The 25,602-nt window shown below is 58.5% G+C and carries 22 protein-coding genes and 1 pseudogene; 4 read left to right on the top strand and 19 right to left on the bottom strand.

Annotated elements, in window-relative coordinates; all coding sequences use genetic code 11:
- The first annotated feature begins 84 nt into the window (after positions 1-84).
- Positions 85-2,085, top strand: a complete 2,001-nt coding sequence (locus tag PG899_RS12655) for a methyl-accepting chemotaxis protein (protein WP_227656830.1) — start codon at positions 85-87, stop codon at positions 2,083-2,085.
- A 75-nt stretch (positions 2,086-2,160) separates the two neighbouring features.
- Here PG899_RS12655 and PG899_RS12650 read toward each other — a convergent pair whose 3' ends face one another.
- The 5 genes from PG899_RS12650 to PG899_RS12630 form a co-directional block, all read right to left on the bottom strand.
- Positions 2,161-3,045 carry a 6-carboxytetrahydropterin synthase gene (locus PG899_RS12650; RefSeq protein WP_190284134.1) on the bottom strand — a complete coding sequence of 295 codons (885 nt, stop codon included), beginning with the start codon at positions 3,043-3,045 and terminating at the stop codon, positions 2,161-2,163.
- 281 nt (positions 3,046-3,326) lie between these two features.
- Positions 3,327-3,449: a hypothetical protein gene (locus tag PG899_RS12645; protein ID WP_256821984.1), complete on the bottom strand. Its 123-nt coding sequence runs from the start codon at positions 3,447-3,449 to the stop codon at positions 3,327-3,329.
- A gap of 255 nt (positions 3,450-3,704) precedes the next feature.
- Positions 3,705-3,980, bottom strand: coding sequence for a hypothetical protein (locus PG899_RS12640; protein ID WP_270697423.1), 276 nt, complete (start codon positions 3,978-3,980; stop codon positions 3,705-3,707).
- Complete coding sequence (locus PG899_RS12635; protein WP_216987462.1) at positions 3,977-4,843, bottom strand: BRO-N domain-containing protein; 867 nt, start codon at positions 4,841-4,843, stop codon at positions 3,977-3,979. Before PG899_RS12635 ends, PG899_RS12640 begins: the two co-directional genes overlap by 4 nt.
- An 81-nt stretch (positions 4,844-4,924) precedes the next feature.
- Positions 4,925-5,074: an Arc family DNA-binding protein gene (locus PG899_RS12630; protein ID WP_200871070.1), complete on the bottom strand. Its 150-nt coding sequence runs from the start codon at positions 5,072-5,074 to the stop codon at positions 4,925-4,927.
- Positions 5,075-5,229: 155 nt separating this feature from the next.
- Between PG899_RS12630 and PG899_RS12625 the strand changes: the two genes are divergently transcribed.
- The 3 genes from PG899_RS12625 (at position 5,230) to PG899_RS12615 (ending at position 6,384) form a co-directional block, all read left to right on the top strand.
- Entirely contained in the window at positions 5,230-5,613 is a 384-nt protein-coding gene (locus PG899_RS12625; RefSeq protein WP_216987463.1) for an Arc family DNA-binding protein, read from the top strand.
- Positions 5,614-5,688: 75 nt separating this feature from the next.
- The gene (locus tag PG899_RS12620) at positions 5,689-6,036 is read left to right on the top strand and encodes a hypothetical protein (protein WP_216987464.1); all 348 of its coding nucleotides are present in this window, start codon (positions 5,689-5,691) and stop codon (positions 6,034-6,036) included.
- Positions 6,037-6,384 (top strand): Rap1a/Tai family immunity protein, encoded by a 348-nt coding sequence (locus PG899_RS12615; RefSeq protein WP_216986992.1) that lies wholly within the window; start codon positions 6,037-6,039, stop codon positions 6,382-6,384. It begins immediately after the preceding gene.
- On the opposite strand, the gene PG899_RS12610 is transcribed toward PG899_RS12615, so the two are convergent.
- From PG899_RS12610 to PG899_RS12545, 14 genes and pseudogenes are all read right to left on the bottom strand, one after another.
- The gene (locus PG899_RS12610) at positions 6,385-6,588 is read right to left on the bottom strand and encodes a hypothetical protein (protein ID WP_270697422.1); all 204 of its coding nucleotides are present in this window, start codon (positions 6,586-6,588) and stop codon (positions 6,385-6,387) included.
- A gap of 73 nt (positions 6,589-6,661) precedes the next feature.
- Positions 6,662-14,017: an LPD38 domain-containing protein gene (locus tag PG899_RS12605; protein WP_270697431.1), complete on the bottom strand. Its 7,356-nt coding sequence runs from the start codon at positions 14,015-14,017 to the stop codon at positions 6,662-6,664.
- A gap of 132 nt (positions 14,018-14,149) precedes the next feature.
- Complete coding sequence (locus PG899_RS12600; RefSeq protein ID WP_270697421.1) at positions 14,150-15,652, bottom strand: hypothetical protein; 1,503 nt, start codon at positions 15,650-15,652, stop codon at positions 14,150-14,152.
- Between the two features lie 12 nt (positions 15,653-15,664).
- Positions 15,665-15,925, bottom strand: a complete 261-nt coding sequence (locus PG899_RS12595) for a bacteriocin (protein WP_270697420.1) — start codon at positions 15,923-15,925, stop codon at positions 15,665-15,667.
- A complete protein-coding gene (locus tag PG899_RS12590; RefSeq protein WP_045789778.1) occupies positions 15,925-16,305 on the bottom strand; it encodes a hypothetical protein in 381 nt (126 codons plus the stop codon). The genes PG899_RS12595 and PG899_RS12590 overlap by 1 nt, the downstream gene beginning before the upstream one ends.
- 9 nt (positions 16,306-16,314) lie before the next feature.
- Positions 16,315-16,947 (bottom strand): hypothetical protein, encoded by a 633-nt coding sequence (locus PG899_RS12585; protein WP_270697419.1) that lies wholly within the window; start codon positions 16,945-16,947, stop codon positions 16,315-16,317.
- A gap of 11 nt (positions 16,948-16,958) precedes the next feature.
- Positions 16,959-17,318, bottom strand: coding sequence for a hypothetical protein (locus tag PG899_RS12580; protein ID WP_270697418.1), 360 nt, complete (start codon positions 17,316-17,318; stop codon positions 16,959-16,961).
- Complete coding sequence (locus PG899_RS12575; protein WP_270697417.1) at positions 17,315-20,413, bottom strand: phage tail tip fiber protein; 3,099 nt, start codon at positions 20,411-20,413, stop codon at positions 17,315-17,317. The genes PG899_RS12580 and PG899_RS12575 overlap by 4 nt, the downstream gene beginning before the upstream one ends.
- The gene (locus PG899_RS12570) at positions 20,413-22,017 is read right to left on the bottom strand and encodes a hypothetical protein (protein WP_270697416.1); all 1,605 of its coding nucleotides are present in this window, start codon (positions 22,015-22,017) and stop codon (positions 20,413-20,415) included. Before PG899_RS12570 ends, PG899_RS12575 begins: the two co-directional genes overlap by 1 nt.
- A gap of 263 nt (positions 22,018-22,280) precedes the next feature.
- Positions 22,281-22,562, bottom strand: a complete 282-nt coding sequence (locus tag PG899_RS12565; RefSeq protein ID WP_270697415.1) for a hypothetical protein — start codon at positions 22,560-22,562, stop codon at positions 22,281-22,283.
- Between the two features lie 7 nt (positions 22,563-22,569).
- Positions 22,570-24,075 carry an SUMF1/EgtB/PvdO family nonheme iron enzyme gene (locus tag PG899_RS12560; RefSeq protein ID WP_270697414.1) on the bottom strand — a complete coding sequence of 502 codons (1,506 nt, stop codon included), beginning with the start codon at positions 24,073-24,075 and terminating at the stop codon, positions 22,570-22,572.
- A gap of 11 nt (positions 24,076-24,086) precedes the next feature.
- Positions 24,087-24,764, bottom strand: coding sequence for a phage adaptor protein (locus PG899_RS12555; RefSeq protein WP_261999723.1), 678 nt, complete (start codon positions 24,762-24,764; stop codon positions 24,087-24,089).
- Positions 24,765-24,779: 15 nt separating this feature from the next.
- Complete coding sequence (locus PG899_RS12550; protein ID WP_261999722.1) at positions 24,780-25,361, bottom strand: hypothetical protein; 582 nt, start codon at positions 25,359-25,361, stop codon at positions 24,780-24,782.
- Position 25,362: 1 nt separating this feature from the next.
- Positions 25,363-25,602 (bottom strand): annotated as a pseudogene (locus PG899_RS12545) (hypothetical protein); the annotation flags it as partial.

Here is a 25,602-nt window from a genome sequence, read left to right as displayed (position 1 = left end):
CACAGTGGTAGCAGGGTATCAAATGGACGGGGTATTCAGGCAAGGGACTTTTGCATATACAGCGGGACAATAATGAAACAAACAATGTCAGACCTCTCCATCTTGCAGAGGGTCTATCTTGGCTTTGCCATCCTGGTGGCCGTGATGGCGGCCACCTCGGTACTCACCTTCCGCAGCCAGAGCGAGCTCAATCAGGCGCTGGATCAGGTCACCCGGCAGACCATGCCGCTGGTGATCGCCAGCAGCCAGACCCAGATCAGCCTGCTCAGCGCCAACAAGTGGCTCACCGACGTGCTGACCGAGCAGGATCTCAAGCAGATCCCGGCCGAAGTGGCCGAGCTGCAGCAGGCCAAGGCGCTGGTCGACCAGACCCTCGCCACCCTCGCCCGGCAGGCGGCGGAACACCCGGAGCTGCAGGGGGAGCTCGGCGCGCTCAACCAGCTGGTCAAGGACTACCTGCAGTTGACCGACACCCTGCCCACCGAACACCAGGCCCTGCTCACCCGACTCTACAAGGTGAATCAGGCCAAGGGCCAGTTCCAGGTCAGCCTGCCCCAGTTCAAGAAGAACCTGGGGGACATGATGATCACCATCGACGACAGCTTCATCAAGATGCTTTCCGAGACCCTGACCACCAAGCTCTCCGCCATTGAACTCTCCACCATGGATGCCCTCAACCAGAGCATCCCCGCCCCCATCGAGGCGGCGCTCAAGCGCAACAAGATGCAGATCGAGGGCTTCAACAGCACCATCAAGGATCTGCAGGGGGAGCTCAAGGATTTTGACAACAACATGGGCCACTACGTGCACGGCTTCGTGCGCGACACCACTGCCAGCGACGGCGTGCTGGCTCAGTACCTGGCGCTGATGCAGCAGCAGGAGCGGATGCGCGAGCAGAGCAAGCAGGCCAGCAAGCTCATCGTCAACATCCAGAGCAAACTCGAGCAGATCACCGCCCAGAGCCAGCAACTGATGAACAACAGCATCCGCGCCTCCGGCAAGGTACAGACCCAGAGCACCCTCACCCAGGGGGTGGCACTGGTCATCGCCATCACCATCGCCATCCTGGTGGCCTACACCCTCGGCAAGGCCATTCGTCGTCCGCTCAAGGAGCTACTGCGAGTGCTGACCGAGGTGACCCAGGGCGACATGACCCAGCGCATCGGTTTTCGCAGCAACAACGAATTTGGCCGACTCGGCAGCCAGGTCAACCTGCTGATCGAGCAGATGGGCGAGGTGCTGAGCCAGCTCTCCCAGGCGTCGGCCCAGCTCAACAACGCCGCCCACGACAACCGCCACACCACCGAATCGGTGCGGGCGGATCTGGAGAAACAGCGCCAGGAGACCGCCTCGGTCGCCGCCGCCATGACCCAGATGGAGGCCTCGGTGCGCGAGGTGGCCCAGGCCGCCAACCAGACCCTGGAGCGGGTGATGGACGTGGAGAAAGCCTCCGAGACCGGCCGCAAGGTGATGGCCGGCAACATCACCACCACCCACCAGCTGGCGGGCAAGCTGCAGCAGACTGGCAAGGTGATTGGCGACGTGAGTGCCATGAGCGGCCAGATCGGCAACATCCTCGATGTCATTCGCGGCATCGCCGAGCAGACCAACCTGCTGGCCCTCAATGCGGCCATCGAAGCGGCCCGGGCCGGCGAGCAGGGACGCGGCTTTGCGGTGGTGGCCGACGAGGTGCGTAGCCTGGCCGGGCGCACCGCCCAGTCCACCAGCGAAATCCAGACCATGATCGAGAACCTGCAGCAGGGGGTCGCCAAGGCGGTCACTGTGATGCAGGAGTGCTCGCGCGAGATGGACAGCTGCATGGATCAGAGCTCCCACGCCAACAACGCCATGGAGGAGGTGCAGGGCATAGTGGTGCTCATCAGCGACATGTCGAGCCAGATCGCCTCTGCCGCCGAGCAGCAGCAGGCCACCAGCGCCGACATCGCCACCAACCTCAACCGCATCTCCGACATCTCGGATCTCAACTATCAGGGCATAGAGCGGGTGGCCGAAACCAGCCAGCAGCTCGACTCGCTGGCCGAGCAGCAGGAGAGCCTGGTCAAGCGCTTCCGGCTCAGCGCCTGACGCCCACGCCAGCCCCGGCAACGACAAGGCCCCGCAGATGCGGGGCCTTGTTTTTTACTGGCAAGCGACGCGGGATCAGGCGTAGGCGATGGCGCCCTTGCCCACCCCTTCATAGGCGACAATCTTGATGAACTTGTCGCCCACGCTCTTCTTCACCTCGCGGGCGATGTAGTGGGCCAGCAGCTCGATGGTGGTGTCGGTGTCGATCATCTCCACCTCCGCCGCCGGCATGGCCAGCTGGAACAGCCCTTGCGGCGCCACATACTTGAAGCCGACATAGTGTTCACCAGCCTCTTGCAGGATGGCCTTGGCCTGCTCGCTCAACGCGAGATCGCCGAGGGCCGCCCGATCCTCGTCAGTCCCCAGGTAGATGTCGGCCCAGCGCTCGGCCCAGTTGAGCTCAAGCTCCTGGTCGCGCTCGCCGTCCACGTGGATCTCGATGGGAGAGCGGTGGCCGTGGGCAATACGCTGGCAGTTGCCGTCGTGCTTCTTGAGGCCGTGGCTGTAGTGGTAGAAGGCGCCGTCGATGGCCTCCTGGCGCAGGGTCAGCGACAGATCCTTGATGTTGCCCGGCAGCCGTTTGGCCAGCACCGCCAGCAAATAACGGGTGACGGACTCCTTGTCCACCTGAGGGGCCGGAATGAAGGCGAAGCCCTGGCTCGGACAGCGCAGGTGAATGGAGCGACCCGGCCGCAGCAGATCGACGGTGCTCTCGTCACCATCCAGCTGGGCCACCTGCACCAGGGGGCACTCGGTCGGCACCAGCAGCTTGTGATCCACCTCATCGTCGATGATCGACTTGATCAGTTTCTTGACCCGGCCGAAGTCCAGCAACATGCTCATCTCGTTGAGCTCGCCGCTCATTTCGATGTCCACCAGCCAGCTCTCCCCCACCATACCGCGGCGTTCGCACAGGTAGCTGGAGTCGATCACGGTCAAATCTTTTACAAATAACTTCATCAGTCAGGCCTTGCTACAGAGAAAGGGCGGTTTGCGCTATTATGACCCGCGATTATCGGCAAAGGAATGACTGATTTCTATCAGGATCCATTGCCAAGCCGCTTGGCATAAGGCTTAAGGCCCTTTTTTTGGCCTCACGCATCCCCCAGCGCACACCGCATTTCCCCGCATTTTACCCCTCGTTTTGCCCCAAAAATGCCCCAAGAATTTCCCTCAGGATCTCGTATCACGCAGGCATAGAAAAGCCCGCACAGTGGCGGGCCAATCCGAATCCTTCCGCATCACGCTGACACGGTGGCTTCATCGCGTAGTTTTTCCAGAATGCGCGCGATCTTGTTCTCCTCCTCAGGCGCCAGGTCCAGCGTCTCAACAAACTCTTCCAGTTCGCTTAGTAGTGATTCCATCCGATTTCCCCCTTGCTCTCCCAGTCTCTCGACTGTGAAACACTGTATACCCATACAGTGCACTTCTTGAATTTATCATTTTCGGACTGATTTGGGTATTAAAAATGGGGCCGCAGCCCCATCGGTGTCATTCAGCTCTGTCATGCATAATGCGCTGGATCCTGTCAACCAGTGCCCTGCGCTCCTGGGGACAGAGATCGATAACCTCCAACTCTCCCAGCAGTGCATTCAATTCATCCTGTAGTTGGGCGGCGCTCATTGCAGACCTCCCGGCGCTTCATGTGAGTTGATGAGTGGGTGTTCCTGTTTCATCACCTTGAGCATGTCGCAGGCGTGCTCATAGGCCAGGCTTACCCGCTCCATAGCGATATCTTTCAGGCCGTTGCTATTGTCGTCGTAGACCTTGATACCGCTGATGATCAATTCAACCTCGGCGAGATACCAGGCAGCCCATTGCAGATCGGTCCACTCAGCGCCATCACCGATCGGTTCCTGCAAAGCAGGGAACGGTACAACCTTGTTGTCGCTCATGCGGCCCCCTTGATCACTTTGTCCTGGGTGAACAGCCCATCCCAGTCCTTCTTCATGGGCAGTTCGCCTTTCAGGTAGAGTTGGTAGATGCGCACCGCCCCCTTCTGCAGCAACACGGGCGTGAATCGAACAAAGGGTTCGTGCCCATGCCCCCTGATTTCCAACTGCTCTTCAGTGAGATAGCGATCGCGCTTCTGGGACTTGACGCGCCAACGATTACTTTTCCCGGAACGGCTCTCATTGAACAGCCAGCCGCGATCTTCAAAATAGGCGCACACCTGATGTACATTCACGCCGTTGAGCATCTTGCAGAACTGCGGGATGGTCATACCCTGGCGGAACAAGCTTTCCAGTGAGTGAATCTGCTCCTGCTGCTGCTTGTTCTCGATGGCCAGCACCTGACCGCGCTCATATTCCTCCGCCCAAGCGCGAGCTGCTGCAGCTGGATTGCTGAAATCAGGCAGGTTGGCGGCCGGTGCGCCATAGCTGCCTGTCTTGCGAATGCTCGGCAGCACTTCGGAGGTGACCCAGCGCTTCATCCGCTTGGCGTTCTCCAGCTTGGAGCTAAGGATCAGCGAGTACAGGCCAGACTCGTTGATGCAACTGACCGCTTGAACGCCACCTTTGGTAAGGGTGTCACGTTTCGTTACGTCCTCTTCATCAACGTGGTCAGCCAAGGCTTTTCGGCTATTGGTGTAACCAAGAGCCTCGCACACATCCTTGGCAACAAACCAAGGCTCGCCCTGCTCATCGGTGATGATGCGGATCTGGTAGTTCTCGAAAGACTTCATGATCAGGCTGCCGCCGTCATTCTGCGGCCCTGCCAAAACTTTGGTTTGCGGATACTGTTGTTGTATAGTCATACCGTAATCCTTACTTGGTTGTTGGGTTTACATTCCTCGGCCTTGACGGCTCCACCCGTCTTGGCCGAATTCTTTCTGGCATCAAGCCAACTTACCTTCATTTTTCAGCGCCTCCTTCAATCGCTGCACGATCTCGGCATTCATCGAACGGCCATTCTCTTTTGCCAGCTCCTTAACTCTCTCCCGAAAGCCGGGTGGCAGCCGCACCATAAACTTGTCCCAATCCCTCACTCTGCATCTCCTCTATGGATGATGGCCCTGTGCCACCATCGTGAGATTATGTCAGCTATCTAGCACTGTCAATACAAAAGATGGCTCTGTGCCACCATTGATGTATGTCACCGTGCCTGTATGCTTCTCTTATATGTTTAAGCAAACGTAAGTAGATGATGAGTAAGAAAAGTACCGTTCCAACCAGCCGGGAATCAGACAAGTTTGTACTCAGGCTGCCTGACGGCATGAGGGACACTATCTCTGAGTTGGCAAAGGCAAGTGGCAGATCCATGAACGCCGAGTTGGTTCATCGCATCCAGCGAACCATAGACGAAGATACCGCGCTTGCTGAAAGTGGTGTGAAAATCATTGAAGGAATGAAGATCATTGAAGGTCTCAACCTCGATCGCTCCGCACTTACACTGCCACCCGGCACCGTCCTCACGCCTCACGAGATCGACAAGGATGATCCTCGCTATACCCCTTACGTTCGGCGCGAGGAAATACAGGAAGTGCTGGACTACATCAGGCAGGAAATGAAAAACAAGAAGAGCTGATGTGATCGCAGTCACTGACGCACAGCCTCAAACGATGCAGCATTTGATTTTTGCAGATAGAAAAGGAGAATCTTGATGCGTGTAGCATTCATCGCTGCGCTGGTGCTTTTGTCTGGTTCAGTATCAGCAGACTGCATTGGAACTGGTAATTTTAAGACCTGCTATGACGATAACGGGAATACATATACCGTTCAGAAATTTGGCAACTCTACTTACGTCAACGGACAGAACCCCAGCACGGGATCAAGCTGGAATCAGCAGAGTCAGCGACTTGGCAATAGTACCTATACCACCGGCCAGGATGCTGATGGTAATTCGTGGGATAGCACCGCAACCAAAATGGGCGACTCTACTATAATTAATGGCTCAGATAGTGATGGCGATTCCTTCTCCGTTATTTGCAATGAGTATGGGTGCTACTAAATGATGTTTCGATTAATTCCACTAGCCATTGTTTTCTCATTGCTAAGTTTTAGTTCACACGCAGTATTTTACTCAGGAAATGATATTCTTGACCGCTGCTCTAGTGATGAGAGGAGTGATAATCACTTTCAAAAAAATGCTTTTTGCATGGGGTATCTAGTTGGGGTTTATGATAGCTATGAAGGCATAACAATTTGCCCGGAGAATAACGCCAAAAATATAACAATAGGTCAGTTGCAGCTAATATCAGTTAAATATATGCGAGAGCACCCAGAAAAATTAAATGGGCCGGCGATAGATTTAATTGAGCAAGGCCTTAATCAAGCATTCCCATGCAAAAATAAATAATTAAAAGAGCTGAACAAGCGCTACAACGGCAAATCCAACCAGGGCAATGAAAAAGCTGAATGCCATAAAGGTCTCCAAGCTCTCCCGGTTGGATTTGCTGAAACACCAACAACCGGCCGCAAAGGGTATCAGTGCCAGGGTGAAGCTGACACTGAACGCTTTCAGCGCCACCACCATCATTATCAGCGCAAACAGTATCCACATGGTCAGAGCCCTCTGCGATAAAGGCCCCAGATTACCCCTATCACAGAGGCTCAGCTAGGGCCGCTGTTCCCCCTTACTCCCAGTTCGACTTGTTCTTGTTGACTGCCTGATACACTAGATCATTACGGCGGGCCAGCATCTCATCGATGCGCCGGCGCTTCTCTTCTGCGGTCAGTGTGCGGTCGCGCTGGATCAGCTCGATCTTGTTGCGCACCACCCGGACCTGCTGCTGAGTGCGGCTCAGGCTGCGGCGCGCCTTCAAGATCCCACCCTGCTCCTCCAGCAGCTCGCGGGCCTTATCTGTGAGCCCCTCACTGCGGTACTGGTCAACGGTGCGCTTGAGCTGGTTCACCTCGTTCAGCATCCGGTAGAACTCCTCCATGTGCTGCGTGGACTTTGCAGGGCCGGTGCCGCGGTACACTGCTTTCACCAATGGGATCTCGTCGGCGCGCCAGCTTGCTGACTCTCCTGGCCTGGCGGCCCGTATCAGACCGTCAGCGGCAGCCATCACATAGCTGCCCATGGTGCCTGTGTAACCGATAACCAGGTGCTCAAGCTGCTTCGGCGAGAAGCCAGTGAGCTCCCCCAGCTCGCGCATCAGCAGGCTGGTCTGCTCGTTGTAGCGTGCCTCTGCCTGGACGTTCAGGTCTTGCGGGCCGTCGATGGGGCCACCTCGGAAGCTGTCATAGTTAAAGGCAGCCTCTACCATCGGCTTGACGAGCTGGGGGGTTGGGTTGAGGGCGAAGGTATCACCTATCGCCCTGGCCACCGCCTTCCCGAACTGTGCTCCGGTATCCTTGTCACCCAGGGCCCGGGCCATGCGCTCGGGGATGGTACCGAACAGCACGCCAATCTCGAACGGCTTGGGAACCCGCCAATGGTGCTCACCAAGCCAGAAGTGCCAGTTGGCGTCTTTATCCCAGTCCGGCAAAGCCTCATATCGCTCATCGTCCCAGTTGTGCGCCAGCAGTGCTAGGCTCGCAGCCGTGATCATGCCTGCGCGTTTGGCGATGGCTCGAGGGTTGTCGCGCAGCTCACGGCTCAGCTTGCCAAGGCCCTGGATCCGGGCGTTGAAGAACGGCAGCAGTTGGGACATGAGCTGAATTGTGCGAGCCGCACCGAGCATGGAGAAATCCATCAGGTCCTTCGACTCGAACGCCGCCTGGGCGTGGCTCTTCCCTGCCTTGATGGCAGCGTCATATACCGCCTCACGGTTACCGTTTTCAACCGCCTCACCCAACCTGCTGTATTTCTCCCATGCGTCAGCCACCACGCCCTTGGCATGCGCCGCATTGCGGATGATGCTCTTCTCGTAGCGAGCGATCTGCTCCGGAGTCATTCCTTTGCGGCGTAGCGACTTGCGCACGGTATCGGCCATGGCCTCAGGGTCATTGCCATTTACGTAGCCGCCCAGGAAGGAGGCTCCGCTGAACATCACGTCAATGGTGCTGCCGTCCATGGTCAGGGTCTTTTTCACCCCCTTGATGGAATCAATCATCGGCTTGAAGCCATCCTTGCTGATGGCCCAGCTGGAGAGGGAGTCGCGCAGGAAGTTGCGCAGCATGAATTCGGGGGAGGCGGTGATGCCAGCCGTTAAGATGCGCTTGGCCTTGGCCGCCACATTGACCATGGCGCCGAACGGCTTGCGGTCGAAGAAGGTCATAGCGCGATAGAGGTCCGGATCCTCAACCCGGATCATGTAGTCCTCCCCCTCCAGCTTGACCATGATCCTGTCTTTGCCATTGGCAAGGGCTTGGTAATCCATCTTGTTTGGCTTCGGGATGACCTCGATGATGCCGGTATCCGCCAGGTTCCAAACCGTCTTCTGGGCCGCCATGTTCTTCATGGACGCGTCGATCAGCTTGGAGGTGGAGGTGAAGATGTTCTCGAGCAGGTCGTTGGTGTTGGCATCGCCCCCCTTGAGCTTCTTGATACCGGCGTTCTGATTCGCAATCCCCTTTGGCTTGAAGGGGGCGATCACATCGCCATCGTCGGATTCACGGAAGAAGGGGATGTACCACTCGCTCTCGAACTCGGCCCGCGCCTCGGGGGTAAAGAGTCCAGCCTCCTGCGCCAGATCCAGGGTGGCGGCGTTGAGCCGATTCCAGCGGGCCTTGGCCTCCATGAACTTGGCCTCCTTCCCCTTGCCAAGCCCTTTCAGAGCGGCGATGTCCTGCTCGCTCAGCAGGTTCTCGCGGCCCTGCTCCATCAGGAGCTCGGCCCGGTGGCCTGCCATCCAGCCCAGCCAGTTGTGCAGGTCAGCTCCCAGGTCGGCAAAGATTCCCAGCAGCGCATCCTTCTCGCCGGTGCCAGCCTTGCGCTGGATCACCCCATCCTTCCACTCCGGCAAACCGTAAAGCATGGTCGCCTGCATGGTGGAGGCGGCCCCCGTCGCCATCCGTGCAGCCACATAGCCGGAGTCAGCAGCATCGGTAATGCCGACAGCCTCCTCGGCGTACTTGATGGGGGCCAGCGCGTCGAGCACCTCGGTGTTGGCTTTTTTGATGACGCGATCGACCCATGAGCTGACCACGCCTCGGTCAACTTGACGGAGCTTGTTCAGGTTGATTTTGGTCTTGTCGATGATGTCGGGCTTGGGGCCCAGATTGAGCTTTTGCAGCGCTTCGTCGGCCGCGGAATTTGTTTGACTGAACTTCAGACCATCAGGCGGGAGAGATCCATCGTCTCGAGCGCTTTCATATTCGCTTCGTGCCGACGTTTGCGGTCCTGCCGCAGCGACTCGATCTCGGACTTTGTCAGCATCCTTGGCACGAAGGAGGTATCGGCCTTCGGACTCGGTGAGAGAGTCAAAGCCGTATCCAAATCGGTTGTGCCACCACGCTTCAAGGCCTGTGCCGTCATACTGATCTCGGAGTTGCTCAAGGGTTGAGCTATCAATCGCAATTTTGGCGGAATATTGCTTTCCGGTCAACGCTGTCGCGGCAAGCACCTCCCCGCCACGGTTCTCGATGTATCCCTTCAAGTTCGCCAGGGTGCCGCCCTGGGTCAGTGTGTCATCCATGATGAGATAGGGTTTGTCGTTTCGGACTGGGCCATCAAATCCGGGCTGATTTGCCAGTCGGCCAAATCCGTCCTGCGCCGTTCGCCCAACCTTGGCGGACTGCATGATGTCTAGATCGACCTCAATGCCCAGAACCTTGCCCAAGATATCAGCCATGGCGCTGGGGATAGCATTGCGGCTCACAGCCTCCTCGGCATGCACTCCGAGGGCGATGGCCTGGCGAACACCAACAAGCGCCTTGAGCTTCCCTATAGCATCGGGAGAGAGCACATCACGGACCAGCCGCCGGGCGGCAGCATCATCGCCCCCTTTGGCCGCGGCATAGTCAGGATGACTGGTCGCATCTGCCAGGCGCCCATGCAAGATCACCTCGGGGAAATCCTTGCCCCAGGGAGAGCGCTCGGCGCTGAACCACAACCTCTCTCCTTCAGCTGAGCCAACCTCTGCACCTGCTTTTCTCAGCTTCTTACCCAACCCTTCGATAAGGGAACGGGTCTCAGCAGCAGTGATGCCATCCGGCACGAAGCCAACGGCGCGCAGCGCCCGTGTCACCCAGGCTACAACCCGATCCCAGCCACGGCCCCAGGCCCCCTGCTCCAATTCTGCGAGATGAGCCACCACTTCCTCGGCTTGGGTGCCGATGTCCTCATCGGCGTAATGGGTGTTCACCCAGTCCCACACCGGCTTCATGCTGGGGTCCTTCTGGGACTGGATTAGGCGGCTCATCAGCTTGGTGTATTCCCCGTCACCCAGGACGTTGGCCAGGCCATAGTGGGCCAGCACCTCATGGCGCAGGATCTCGCGCATCCGCTTGGGGTCGGAAATGGTGTCCGCAGCTACGTGTAGGGTGCCGGCATCGTCGTCAAACGCCGCTCTCCGGATAAGCCCCTCCTTGGCTTCCAGTCCCAGGGCCCCCTCAAGCTCCCCTTGGGTGGCGTGGATCTGCACCTTGATACCACTCGCCCCTCGGTACTGTTTGAACCAGCCACGGGAAACCAGCTCAGCCTCCTTGCGGGTCAAGTGCTTGATTGGCTTGTCGCCCTGGGCCATCGCCTGCTTGGAGAAACGAACAGAGTTCACGGTGCCAGCAACAGGCTGAGCAGCAATCGGGGACCTCGTATCCCCTCCCTTCACCCAGCGCTTGAACGCATCCACTGGCATCGCCTTGATGGCACCCAGGCCTTGCCAGCCCTCCTCGTAATTGCCAAGGTAGCCAGCCCTGGCGGCCTGCTCGTCGGCGAATCCCATCATCACCTTGTGCTCGTCAAACTTTCCGGTTTTGGGGTCCACCTGGTCCACCACGTAGACCATCTCGCTTTCCGGCTTATCGCCGATGAACACATCGACATGATCGCCATCAGCCCCCTGGGTGCGCTTGATGTACCCATAGTCATGAGCCATGGTTGACTGCCACGGCCTGCCATCCTGATCGGTACCGGATCTGGTGGAGCCTTTGGGGTTCTCGAGCGCAATGTCCAACCCCTGCAGCGTGAGGTGACCCTTCTTGTAGTTCCCCGCCTCCTTCTGCGCCTCTGTGGGCTCCGGCGCAACCTCGGCGCGGGCCGCTTCAATCTGCCGCACCGGTTCACTGGTAACAGAGGTGGTGTGTTGTCGCACCTTCGCCACCGATGTCGTGGACACTACTAAGCCACCCTTACCCGGGATCGCCTTCACGCCGTTATCCTTGGCCCACTGCTTGATGATCGGCACTTCGCCTTTCAGGGTGATGGTGCCATCAGGGTTATCAATCATCTCCGACCAGGGTGTCGGCGCCGCCGCTGGCCCGGCAGTCGTGCGAGCCTGTTCAGCTTGCGCCTCTTCAGATACAGCAACCCCGGCAGGTGCCGGGGCTGTCAGTGAATTTTCCTCTCCTGGTTGGGTGACAGGTACAGGTGCAAGAGAAGCGCCATCTGCCGGATCTCCGGGTCCAGCTCGCTCCGCGAGTTCGGCAGGGGTTGGTCCAACACTTGTTGCAACCGGATCGCCTGCGCCAGGCTGATCACCTGATCGCTCACTGCTGATTGCAGGTATCGGGGTAACTGGCTCATTGCTCACCTCTGCTTGGGGTTGGTTGCCGGGGATCACCTCGCGGTATCCGGTATCGATAGCTGGTACTAATTGGCTGGCCTCGCCCGCTGTGGCAGACGGTGCCGGAACTGTTTCAGCGCTTACGCTTGCAACTGGCTGATCAGATGGTTGATTCGGGTCGGTGACACTGATGTCGTCGAGTTGCTGAACGCTGGGTTGCGTGGTTTCAGCAGCCTTCGCCCTCTCCACTTCGGCGATCTCGGCCACCCCAAAGCCGCCACCATTGAGCGGCACCGGCATCTCCTGGCCCTTGCGGCTGGCCATGGCAGCCTCTTTCTCGGTTGCGAACGGCTTGCCTTTGCGGGTGATTCGGAGTGTCTGGAGCGGGCCAACTGCCGATTCTGTGGCGCTGCCACGCATCGGTTTGGCGTCAGGCTGTCGCTGATCTGCTCCATAGACCACATCATGGTGCGGCAACTCGGTACCGACCTCGCGAGCCTCCCCATCAATCACCGCGCCCGGCAGCTCGCCGGCAGGGTGGGCGGTGGCAGCCTCAGGCGGGAGCAGATCCCCCTCCTGCCCGTTCTGCCAACGGGTGCGCTCGCTGCCACGAAACTGCGGGCCTGGGCCGGACTGGCGATCATCGTGATCCCCTGGCGCGGCCACCCCTTCCCCTTTGTGCTTGGCATTGGCGTCACCGGCAAAGATCACATCCTTGAGCGGCAGGGCTGGGCGCTGGTTCTCCATGGCTACCTGCTGGGCGCTCTTGTTTCCTGCGAACGGGTCAACCCCGAGATCCCCAGCCTGGGCGAGTTCATAAAGGCTCTTGCCCTGGTCGCCAGCCTGCATCTGGGCCGTGACCAGATCCTGCACCGACCGCCCGTACTCACCGGCCAAGGCTCGCTGAACGTCGCTATCCTGCGCCATCCCCTTGAAGCGATCGGCGGTATCGTCTTGACGCAGATAGGCGGGAACATCACGCAGCTCGTCAAACTGGCTGCCGCTGGGACCGAGCGGGTTCAGATCTCCCTCGGCCTGCGAGGCGGAGGGCGCCTGCTCGCCGTCCTCCAGTGGAACAGATGCAAAGTTCGGATCCACTGTCGGACCAGCAGCTTCCTCCGTCACCGGCGCGGAAGGCTCTGCAACCAGATCGGCCCCAACGCCATCTTCCTGGCTGGCATGCTTACCGCCTCGCGCCCCACCGACAGCACCTACCGCACCACCTGTCCCCATCCCTATCAAGCCGCCCTCGATCGCGCTCGACATGACCCCCTTCATCGGGTCGATATCAGCGGCGGCCACCTCGTTGAGGGATTCGTTGACGGCGTATTGCTGCACCCCCTCCTCCAGGGTTTCGCTGATACCCTCACCTGCCGCCCCCTTGGCAGCACCTTTCAGCACTCCACCGGTGGCTGCCTTGCCAGCCAGCATCTTGAACAGCATGGCGTCGCCCATCATGGAGCCCATGGCGGCAGCTCCCCACACCTTGGCGTCGCTCATAGTGGCTCGGCTGGCCAAGTTGGCCGTTTCCTCACGGGCCAGCCCCAGCTTTTCCTCATCAGAGAGATGGGCGGTCTGTTGATCCTGGTCGATGCGAGTAAACGACTGGCGGAAGGTATCGCTGCCCGCCAGCTCGTCAAAGCTCATTCCCAGCACAGTGTCGCGGGTGTTCACCCCGGCACTGCCCACCGATCCGGTCGCCCCGGTGGTCACAGCGGCGCCGGTGGCAATTTTGGATACTGCCTTGGCGGCGACCGCTTCGGCTACCTCCTGGGTCGCGCCACGCTTGACCATGGATGCAGTGACAGCGCGGCCGATAGAGGCTTTGGCGGCCACCCCAGTCACCCCGCCAGCGGCGAGTGTCGGTAGCAAAGAGCCAACGCCCTGCGCCATTTTCATCGCCCAGACATCGATATCCCCTGCACCATCCCCCAGGGTCAAACGGCCTTCCGGTGTTTCATCTACCAGCCGGCGCCCCATGGCCTCCTTGGCATCCGCGCTCATTCCCTCGGTCAGCGACTCGGCTCCCCCTTGGGCCAGGTCACCTGCGCCCGCAACCACATCCAGCAACGGGCTCAGCTTATTGGCCATATTGGCACGAGCCTGTTCCAGGTAGTCGCCCCCCTGCTTCCCGGCATTCTCTTTGCCGAAGTTGCTTGCCTGCCGTGCGAGCTCACCAATGCCACCGACCAGCTCCAACGCGCCAGCGCCTACCGCCTTGGGATAATCACTCCATTCTGTGTCGAGGTCTCGCTTTGGGGCCGCAGTTGCGGGCGGTGATGAAAGCTGACTGTTGATGCCATCCCAGAACTGCTTTCCTCGAGAGTCAGATTGCAGCGGTTGTGGCAGGGATGCGTCACGGAGACTGTGCTTGTCCATTCGAGTGGCCTCGGCTTTATGCAAAAGAAAAGCCCCGAGCGGCGAACCGTTCGGGGCTTTTGAGATGGGGCGATCAGCATGCAGACTGATCGACGATGGAGAGATGCTAACGCTGGGGTGGGTGAAAGGCAACTAGCGGCGTGCCTGGGCCAGGCTCATCGCCTGATAGGCCGCCGCCCCATCTGGTGCCTTGTTGAGCGTCGGCTGTCCATTAGTAAATGGTGCAATAACCGCATTAACGGCCGCCTCTTCTGCTGCGCGGTAGTTGTGCGGTTTATTTTTACCCCCTTCCATATTGCGCACCTTCTCAGCAGACACCGCCGCTTGCTTGGCTGCCTCCTCTTTCGCAACAGCTTGGCGCCATAACGCAAAGGCTCCGTCCATTTTTTCCGGGCTTTCAAGATAGCTGCCAAGCCACCCCCCCTGCTCAGCCTCCCTCATAAACTGCTGACGTTCAGGGTTGCTCTGGCTCCACTGCTCAGGATTGACACCAGAGGGTGCCGCACCAGGTGTCCCGCCAGTATTCACCCCGTAGACAGACGGCAAGCTTTCTCTGGCCTCATCAAATGCCGCTTTGACCGTGGCCGGATCCCCGCCATCGGCCAGCGCCTTGGCTTCTTGCTTGTGGAGATCAGCCAGGGCAGCCTTCAGCCCTTTATAGTCAGCCGGTGGATTAACACCGGTCTGTATAAGAAAGTTCTCCCATTGTTCTGGGTTTTGCTGGATCTGCTGGCTGACCTGGCGCGCCTTGCCGAAGTATTGAATCAACCTCTGGGGGGTGAACTCCTTGACGGGGTCGCTCGGGTCACCAGTTCGGCCCTCGGTTATAGGGGCATCTTTTACAGTTTCTTCACCAGTCTTTGGGTTGATGTAGGTCACAGGGGCCTGAAGGAAGAATGTCCCGCGGTCTGTTGGAACAACCTCCACCTCTCCATATGACTTAACCACTCCTGTGGGGGTGACGGTCCCAATACCTTTTTCGAGATCGCCCTTGACCATATAGGTCAGAGCTTGCGTCACCTCGGAAGTATTAATTGCCTTATGCAATTTCCCCATATCCCAGGCCTTGGCGTCCGGGTTGTTAACGATTGCTTTCATCCTTTGATAAACAGTGTCAGAACTCCGGTGCCATTGCGAGTCACCAAACACGCGGTATGGATTTCGCCCGGCGGCATATTCATGGTTCAACAAAGCATCTTGCTCTGGTGTAATTTGCTCTCCTCGCCCCAGCGCTGCTGTCGCCATATTGAACGGCACCTCATTGTCAAGCCACCACTGGTCCCGTTTGTTCTTTTCCACGGCCAGTGCGTGAGACTCTTGGGCCCTTTTATTTTGCTCCACGTTTAGGCTCAGCATCGCGTTGGCGCGCTTATTATCCAACTCCAGTTGTTTTTGCCGTCCTGCGTATTCTAAGTTCCATCTGTCGTCATCAACCTTATGGCGACCTCGGTTATATTTGGTCTCATCATCATAACGAGCATCGGCCTTTTTCTGCTGTTCCTGAGCGTTCTGCCACATGGCATCTCGCAGGCCCATGGATTTTTCCATCCGCTCATCTTCTTTCTGGCCCCGCTGATAGCGATCCATGGTGTTGAAGCCGGCCAGAAAGCCTTCCGCCAATCCTGATACGCCCATACTCACCTCACCTTAAAACAAGCTGCTTGCCAGAAAGCCAACGCCGGCACCGATAAGAGCGCCGACAGGACCGCCAACCGAACCATAAGATGCGCCAATCATGGCGCCAGTGGCTGCCCCTGCGCCAGCTGCAGACATCTTCGCCTGCTTCTCCTGGGTCTTGAGTTGCTTATTGCCAAGCTCGAGCTCTTGCTCTCGATTGGCCGCATCGCGCAACCCGGCCATACCCTGCTGGCGCGTCTGGGCGCCAATATCCAGAATCCCGTACCCCATCAGACCTTACCCCCTGTCTTGATTGCTTCACGCAGTCCAGCATCAGCCCCCGTCAGGATCCCCATCTGACGAGCTTGCTCCTGCTCACGCAGCCCGTTCTCGGTCCCCGCCGTCATCAGGGCCATGCGCAGACCCTGGCTGTTGTCGCCGGCGTTGCTGTCAGTGTTGACCCCCATGCGTGCATTGCGATTGGCCGTGGCCTGCTGAGCAGAGCGCAAGGCGTTGGTGTTGTTCTCGCCCACCCGGCCCAGTTGTTCCCTGAGCAGCTCGCCGTTGGTGGCCAGATCCATCAGCTCCTGCTGCTTGGGATAGAAGCGAGTCTTCCAGTCCTGGTATTGCTCGCGGGTGATTTTGGCGTAAGTGTCAGCAGCGTATCCCATGACTCCCCCTTAGTACCCTTTCCCCTGCAGCACTGAAGCTGTTGGGCTGATCTTCTTGGTTGCTGCTGGCGCCTGAGATTTGAACTCATTGAGGCCGTACGCAGTGCCAGCACCAGCTACAGCACCAACCAACCCAGCTGTGGCCTGCTTGTCGGCAAATGAGTTCTGCGCGTCAAAGGCTGCTTTGCGCAAGCTGGTATTAGCCACATCCCCCATGCCAGCCAGCGCTTCGGCCTTTTGACCCGCCCCGATACTCACAACATCCTTGAGACCTGCAACGTACTTATCCTGCTGACTGGACTGAGCTCTGTTGGTTGTATCTGTCTGGCTCAGCGCTTGATCAGTCTCCAAGTCAGACATGGCGGTTTGGTACTTGCCACTGGTTGGGTCTACTCCACCTGCCGCCATGGAGTCGGCCAGCCCAGCGCGCGCCTCGCCAAATGATTGAGCGGTACCCAGCGCGGCCGTGCCCGCCAGCTTTCCGTACTCGCTCTCGTTGTTGAGATCATCCACCTTGTCCATGAAGATGTCCTCATACTGCTTCAGGTCGGAGTTGTAGAGGTTCCACTGCTCCATTGCCACATCAGCAGCTGCCCTCTGGGCCTCCGTCTCCTGGATTTCATTAGAGCCACCCTTACCCATACCTCACCCCATCACAGGTTGATTTGAAACACATAGAGCCCGTCAGCATCATCAGGCTGACGTACCCACCCCATCTTTGGTGCCACCCTGAGCCACCCCCTGCGCGCAGAGTGAAAACGCAACCAGCGCGCTCCTATCATGCGGGCCAGCCGCTTCACTTCCGGCAGGTGGCGCTCTGGCGCCCCGCCATCACCCCAGCCAACCCATACCATGACACCAGTAGCACCCCACTCGCAGACCGGCTTCAACACGAAACCGTCATCACCACGCACAAACAAAAACGCCACCCGGTTACGGATGGCGTCTTGCAGTTCGGCGGATAGCCTTGGGTTGCCGGTATCGCTGGCGATACGGTTGATTGCCTTGCTCATGACAGAGAACCTCCCTGTTTGAACATTACCACGCGCCCTCCTTGGGTCGAATCGCTCCTAACCCACCCATCACCGGCAGATCGTCTGATTCGGACCACGACTGTTGGCTCCCTGTTGGCTGGGATTGTAATGTCTCCGACAAATGGACCGATTTCATTTTCTCTTGTTACAGGCCCAGATGACGGGTTAGATGTAGCTGACACTGAAACGCGGACGGTGAATGATTTTACAACGGCACCATCCATCAACACCTCAACCAACATCTCTGTCCAGTTCTCTCTTGTCAAAGTCCCAGATCCAGGCCCCTCAGCCGTAACAGAGCACCCGACCAAGCCCGCCAGCCCAGGAATTGTAAGTGTTCTGGCAAAGCCAACTGGTTGATTAACCTTGATAGTGCAAACGTTGATAGGCCCAACTTGGCGACCATTCGTAGAGCAGACGTAATCTCTAGCCACGTAAACATCACCGACTATCCGCTCTGCGTAGACAGTTCCCTTCACAACGCAATCCTGCTCAATCGTGCAGTTGTTCATGGTCATGTTTTTCACATAACCACCCTCGGCACGGAGTCGGTTGGTATAGATACTACCGTCCGCATAGATCATCGTGTACCAGCCCCACCCCCATCCAGAATAGGGGCCACCCTTCCCGAAGCCAGCGGCGCCTCCAGACAGGAAAGCATTCCCCATGTCAATTTGCCCCCCGTTGATCAAGGGGGTGCTGATGCTGACACCAGCCTTCACATAATCGGCGGTGATCTTCTCTGACTGGATGATCTGGATGGTGGCCTTTCGGATGATGGCCTCGGCAATCACGGCCTGCCCGTTGTCGATGGCAAACAGCGGCGCCATGGGCGTTGAGCTATTCGGGTTGAATACGAACACCTGAGAGGCAGAGATAGCCACCTGACTCGTGCCGTCAGAGTTTGCAATCAACCCTATCCCGGCAGTGATCTGGCCCGCGCTGGCTTTCGCCGTCCACATGGCCTGGGCCCCATTTTGCAAGTTGGCAATCGCCTGGCTCTGTAGCTGGACGGCTGCGGCGTTGGCGGCGATCCGTGGGTCGTCAGTGGCGACCCAGGCCGTACCACTGTAACGGTATGGTCGGTTGTTGTTGGCGGTGTCGAACCACAAGTCGCCGGTACCCATGCCGGAGCTGGGTGCCGTGGCTTGAAAGTGGGTTTTGTTCTTGCTGCCTGCCACCGCGGACACGGTGTCGATCTGACTGCTCATCGCACTGATTGCATTCGCCCTGGCCTCTGACTCTGCAGTGATTTGGCTGGAGAGTTGTTGGTCTGCTGCCTGAAATTCAGTGGTGATTTGCTGGATCTGGTTTGCGGTTGATTCGGTCGCGTTCGCTGTAGTCCTGGCAACCTCTGCAATGCTCGCCTCGAGAGCGCGGTCCGCAGCTTTGAAGCTGGTCTCGTTTACCGTAATGCGCTGAGATAACGCCTCCGTTTCCGAGGCCCGCACCGTCTGCTCGCTGAGGATTTGCCCACGAAGGTCAGCGGACTCCGCCTGGAAGGTCGCTCCCAACTGCTCGATCGTGGTGGCCATGGCCTCCTGCTGACCGCTCAGCACTTTCTGCTCTCGCCGGATTTCACCGGTTGCTTGGCGCTGTCGGTTCGCTTCGGTGGCAGCCCCCAGTGTCCCCACAATTTCGGCTTCAGCAGCAAGATCAACGCTGGCACTCAGGTTCTCGAATTTGCTCGCCAGTGATTGCCCGTCACTTGTCACCACCTGCTGCAACTCAGTGATGGCCGCAGAGTGTCCGACGGTCAGCACCTCCAGCGCTTGCAGGCGCTGGGCCTGCGCGCCAGTCGTTCTGGCAACGGCTTGCGCTAGGTCAGTCACAGAGGCGCTGATCGTCGCGTCGGCCTGTTGCAGCTCCGCCTTTACCTGCTCGATGCGCTGGGCGTTGGCTGATGTAGCGTTGGTGTTGGCACTGAGCTGCTGCTCAGCAGCCGTCAGGCGCTGCCCCTGGGCATCCACCGCGCTCTGGGCAGCCTTCTGGCTCAGCGTGCCCTTGACGGCATTCAGCTCTTGCCCCACCTGGGTGACTTGCGTCCCCACCGCAGTAACTTCCGACTTGGTAGCCGTCTGAGAGAGTGCGCCATTGATGCCGTCGATCTGCTGCTCAACGGAGGTGATTCGCTCGAACTCAGCGCCAATCTCCGCTCTGGTTACGCATGTTTCAACAATGGCCTCCACAGCATCGAGGTGCTGGCTCACTGTCGAAATCTGAGCGCCCAACTCGGAGCGAACCGCATTGATGGCCTCCATCGTGATCTCCCCGGTGCCGGGGTCAACGCTGAACACGGCGTCACGGAAGCTCTCAAAATCGAGATTGTACTTCTCAATTTTCTTGCGAAGTTGCTCTTGAATGAGCGTGACATTGATGTAGTTGTCACCGAGCTGTGCTTGTGCGGAATTGAGCAGGTCATTCACCTGCTTTTCTCTGGCGTCCAGCTGAGCCAAGTTGGCCTTGGTCTCGTTGATAATCGCTGTGAGCTGGGGAACATCCTGAATCGGTTTCAGGAGCTCTTGGGCAAGATGGCTACCCTCAATCTTCCCCTGCAACTCATCCAGAATCTCCTGCACATCCCGACTGGTTTCGGCTACAACACCATTCACACCCTGGAACGGGCCACGGTCATCCTTGCCATTGACGAACCTGACCCAGTAATAAAACTTGGCCCCCTTGCCGATGGCGTCAGAGAACATATTGGCGATAGTGGTACCAACCAGCGTCGCCGCAGGCAGGCTATCACTCTCTGCGCGCCACACCTCTGCATGGGAATGCCCGCGGTACGTAGGCCCATCCCAATCAACCAGCACGGTATGAAATGCCCCGCCGGCCTGCACGTTAACCGGTGCGTGCGGCTTGTCGTATACGCCGACCGGGAAGAGATCCGGGTTCTTGCCCGGCACATAAATGCCGCCAGCACCAGGGCGCAGCGTTGCCAGCCCCAGTGCATTCAGCTCCCGAAAGGTGACCGCCTTATCCAGCTTGTTGCCGCGCTGACCGGTAAGCAGCTCGACGTTTTCAGAGGTGGCGGCCTGATCCCGCCCTGCTCGATATGCCGGTTTTGCCATTACATCAACTCCGCCATTGAGCCAGCCAGGGTGATGCGCTTCACGGCAGAGGTGCCATATACCTCAACCTGCCACCACCGACCACGCACAGGTGGCAGCCTGAACGTGCCAGATACCAAGTTGCCAGGCGGCAGATCCATCACCTGCTCACCATCCACGGTCAGCTTGATGCCAACCTTAGTGATATCGTCAGCCAGCAGCCTGCAACAACCTAGCGGTGTACCGTCAGGCATCATGAACAGCTTGGAGCGCCATACAAACCGGCCATTACCGACAGGGCCGCCGCGCCATACCTGTAGATCTGCACCCTTGGCCACAAATAAGCGGTCGCTCTCCATATCTGAAACAGCTGCATCCCAGCGATTGGTCAGCTCGCGCAGGTCACCGCTCTTGGGGTCAAAGATGAAAGCGTGGGTATCGGTCATTGCCACATACTTTCCCTCGTGGTGCCAGGCGCGCAGGGTCTCAGGCTTCATGGCTTGCCACTGTTTGCGAGTGATGATCTGCTCGGTCACCACCTGCCCACCGCCTGCGCCAACCCCCACCAGACCATCAGGAGAGGCGTAAAGCACCACGCCATCCATGGCCACCATGGAGCTGGCGCTGATGCACGCTTGCGGCAGCTGGCTCAGCTTCTGGTTGGTCACAGAAGCCGGGCTGACACCTTGCGCCAGATAGGGGTGGCCCTTAGTGCCAATCACCAGCGTGGTATCGATAGCGGCGATCGCCACGATGTCGTGCTCAGTGGTGAGCCGGTATTTCTCCGGCCAGGCATAGGGCAGATATGGCTCGCACAGGTAGAGAGAGTTGCCAGCAAAGCCTGCACACATGCCGTTGGCCATTTGGCACAGGCCGCGCAGGGAGGCAGGAGGTGGCGCATAATCGTAGGTCTCCAGCACAGGGCCGAGCTCACCATCTGCGCGATTGTCCACAAACGAGGCTTGAGCAATGGGCAGCTCTGCGACCAGCAGGTAATCAGCCAGGCCGCCACCAGAGACAGATCGGTAGACCCGGCGCTTGGTGATATTGTTGTCCTGCGACTGCGGTGGTGATAGCGCAAGCGTCACCGTTGATTCAGGAATGGGGATCGCCACCTTGCCGCTAGCTGGCCCGGGCGGCCCCTCTTCACCCATAGCGGTGACATAGGTGTCAACGTAGTAGCGAGTCTCGTCATCGGTAATATCGTCATCCTTGCCACCTTCGGGCGGTGTAATTGCCCCAATGCCAACCGGAACGCCTGGAGCTGGCACGCCAAGGCGGTACCACGCCGTAGGCTTGTTGGCGCCACCAGTTGCGATCTGGAAGTTGGTGACTTTCGGATACTCACCATCTGTGTAATAGACGCGGCCATAGGCATCCTGCGCAATCGGTGAGTTGATTGCCTCGACAATCTTGTTCCATGCAAACCAGTTCTGGCCGTACTTGAACAGGGTTTGCGGGGTGATTGGCAGGATCACTCCAGCGCTGACATCTTCCTCGAGTGGTGAGATAACGCCGTGGTCAAAGTGGCAATCTCTGGCCACCACGGCCACCTCATCAGGCAAAAGGTGAGGTTCCACGCGCGGCGTAACACCTCGCATGGTGACGATATCGATGACTGACATGGTAGATCTCGGCAGGCAGAAAACAAAAAGGCCCACTCAGAACAGAGCGGGCCATGATGGATAAATCCTAACGCTGACAGCGCCAGGAGGCAAGGCTCACTTGGCTGGCGGCAGCACCTCGGCGCTGGGGCGCGGCACCAGGATAATTTTTCCCTCGTGAACCTCCTACACCTGACAAACCGGCCCGGGGGCCGTGGCGGTAGTACGCGCCCAGCCGAGCAGCACGGCGACCACAATCGCCGTAATGGGTTCTCGGCGAGCAATCATGACTCACCCTCCTGGCTAACTGGATAACGCGCCTTGATTTCAGCCACCTTGTCGCGCCAGCGCGCCTCGGCCTCTGGTGTTTTGTCATACTGCCACTCAAGGAAAAGCGGGTCAGACTCGGACTCATAGGCTCTTTGTCGCGCCGCTAACTGCCCGGCACCCAGTTCGTAATCGCGCTGGGCGATAACTGATGCTATGGCTTCTTCGCTCATCCCCATGGCTGACATGAAACTGTGGCTGTAGTTGTCATGCAGTACGCCATTAAATAGGTAACTCATACTGACCTCACGCAAAACATGGCCTGAACCCAACACCAACCCACCCGGCATCCCGCGGGTCATTGAGATTGATGGACGCCAGCCCGGCTCCCGCCATCTGCTGCCACATCCCACCACGCTGAAGGACGCGCTGACCAGACAATACAACGTCAACATTTCCTGGTAGCTGGGTCTTTTGTGTTGGCTCGATAAGGAGGCGTTTCAGATCGTTCCTACTGGCATATGAGCTATCCTGCCCCATCTGCGCCCAAACTGCTCTTCGCGAACTACCAGACACCTCTCCAGCAGATGCAGAAAGAACTAGGCTCCCGCCCTTAAAAGCCATATATGCATCTGTCCACACCATGTCATCTTCTGAAAACGTGTTGGCTGGAGAGACTTTAACCCTGCCGTCATCGATCAATATCCCGTGTTGCCACTCAGTCAGATTACCGACCAGATCAAAAACACCAGCATCAGATCTGTCATGGGATGACCGGACGCCAAGCGATCCAGTCAGTGTCGCGCCATTACCAGAAACTTCGGCGGGAGGGGCTTTATCGACGCGAGAGCCAAAAATGTGAGACAGGGTGTGGCTTTGCCCCCAGTATGTATTACCGAGAATCTCCCCACCATTGGCCGCACACCACAGAGATATCGCTGCCCACTCATGAGCGGTCATCATGTGCCAGCCAGCTCCCATATCAGCACACACGGCCTTAGCTGCTGTGTGGCTCAAGCCCGCCAGCGGAACAGCCTTGGGGGCACTAATGCCGCCATCTGATGCCAGATATGCGCCTATGAAGATCTCGCTTTTAATGCCGCCCGCCCCCAGATCGAACGCAGTGACATTACCAGCCCCCATGACATCAGACATCCCGACATCTTCATATCGGAATCGTGGCAGGATGAACATGACTGATGGTCTGCCAAGCCGGTCTCTGATTATCGTCTGCCGACCACCCGTGGCTCGCTCCAGCGAGTAACGCTCGGAATCCAGGATCGCAGGTCCGCCAACGCGCATCAGCTTCCCCGCCCCTGTTGGCGCCTCGGCATTTATGCTATCCGCAGCCGAGGTTGCTCTGTCTGCCTGAGCGGTAGCTTGCTCCACCACGCCATAACCGGCATTCATCACCTTATCCCAGCTCGGGATAGTGAGCTTGGTGCCATCAGGTGCGGTTAGCGTTATATCGCCGGTGCCGGTGAGCAGCTTCTGCCAGCCATCCATCTGCCCCTGGTGGTATGCCACAAAGGCCGACAGCTCGCGGCTAAATGCCGGAACCTGCCCAGTGATGGAGATAACGATCGAGTACGCCTGCCCCGTGGCAGACCCACCCGCATAGGCGGTAACCAGATAGAGAGCGGTATCGCTCTCCACGTAGTCCACCTCATACGCCCGACCATCAGGCCCCCAGAAGATGTGCCCCTTGTCAGGCTTGTAAACACCGCTTTTCCAGGTGGTACCAGCACCAACCACCTTGGTGCTTCCTGATGTGACGGCAACTGTGCCGGCTCGGTACCAAATACCCGCCATTTATCGCCTCCTTACTGTCCGGTGACTCGGCCAAAGCTGGCCTGCTGGCGTGCCTCCATGCTCGCGTCAGCTTGGGTTTTCTCCCCGAGCTGTTGCAAGAAGGCGTTGTAGTGACCAGCAGCCCGATTGGAGTTGGCCGAATACTCCGCATCCTTGGAGAAGCAGCGGTAGAGCATAAAGTCGATGATCGGGTTGATGTAAATGTCATCCAGGTCAGCCAGCGCCGGGCTCTGAGCACTCTCCACTTCGGCCAACGCCTTGGACTGGGGGGCAACCGAATAGATCACATCCACTTTCACCGCCGCGGCCGGGCCTGGATGCAGATAGAAGGTCTTCGGATCCCGCTCCTCGTAGGTGTAGTTGTCCACCGTGGTAGCGGTGTTGCTGGAGTGCCAGTCGGGGTAGCTGTCATCCAGCGCCTTGCGCACCACGTAGCGGATCACCTTGCCGTTGGCATTTCGCAGCACCTCGATGAGGCGAAGAGCGTCGGCCGGCAAAGTCTGCTTGGTACCGGCCGCACAGGTGAACTCGGTGTTCTTGGTGTGTGCGTCAGGGCGCACCAGCACGATCGCCTTGGTCGCGTCGTTGTAGTAGTCCAGCAGCTCCTGCTTGGGCCAGCGGGTAAAAGTAGGATCGACAAGCAAGGTGTTTACCCGCTTGAGGATGGTTGCAACGGTCACGGTAGCCATGATGTGTCCTTGGGATCAGAAAAAGCAGTGCTTGCGGGGCGGGTTGTAGAACTCGACTTGGGTCGGGGCGCTATGCTGCTTGCGGAACCGCCCGGCACGACGCCATCCCTCGACAAACTCGGAACGGTGGTAGCTGGCGCGCTTGGGGTCAGACCAAGGGCGATCAGGCTGGGCATAGAGCAACGCGGCAACACCATGAGCGATGGCCTCGGCGTGCTCGTGGTAAAGCTGCGCGGGGAGCTCCTTGGCGCCTTTTACCGGGGTGGCGACATACCAGATCCGCACGTTACTGAGATCTGTCAGGATGCTCAGCTCATTGGCAGAGATGGCGAAGTAGTCACGCCCAGAATCCAGGGGTACGCCCCCCGCATCAGTGAGGTGCAGCACATTGCTGGAGGTAACCCCGTCCACATTGCACACCACCTCCAGGCTGCCGGCTGACGCGCTGGGCAGCAGGCGATCGAGGGTGATCAGCTCAGACTCACGGCAGAAGGTGACAGCCGCCTCGGTAACGGCCTCCTCCAGCAGCATCTCGAGCGGGCCGGTGATGTGCATCCTGACGGTGGGCAGGAACTGCTCGCGGGGCACCATCTGCATGCTATTCCCCCTGCTCTGCCAGCTTGGCCTTCAGAGCATCACGCACGCGCAACCGGTATTCTGGCACCTTCTCTTGCGGGCCCTGCGGCTCGATATTCAGTTCTTCCCCCTCCACCAGGGTGGCCAGTTGGGCAGAGGTCATCTTGGCAAAATCGCGCTCACCCACCACCATGCTCTGCTCTTCGGCCAGGCGGGCAGCTTCTGCAGCAAGGCGCTTCTGCTCTTCCGCTTCCATTCTTGC

Origin of the sequence: Aeromonas sp. QDB39 (assembly GCF_027707585.1) — a bacterium.
Classification (GTDB): domain Bacteria; phylum Pseudomonadota; class Gammaproteobacteria; order Enterobacterales; family Aeromonadaceae; genus Aeromonas; species Aeromonas hydrophila.
The sequence above is the reverse complement of the archived record's forward strand: the minus strand, read 5'-3'. Positions and strand labels throughout refer to the sequence as shown.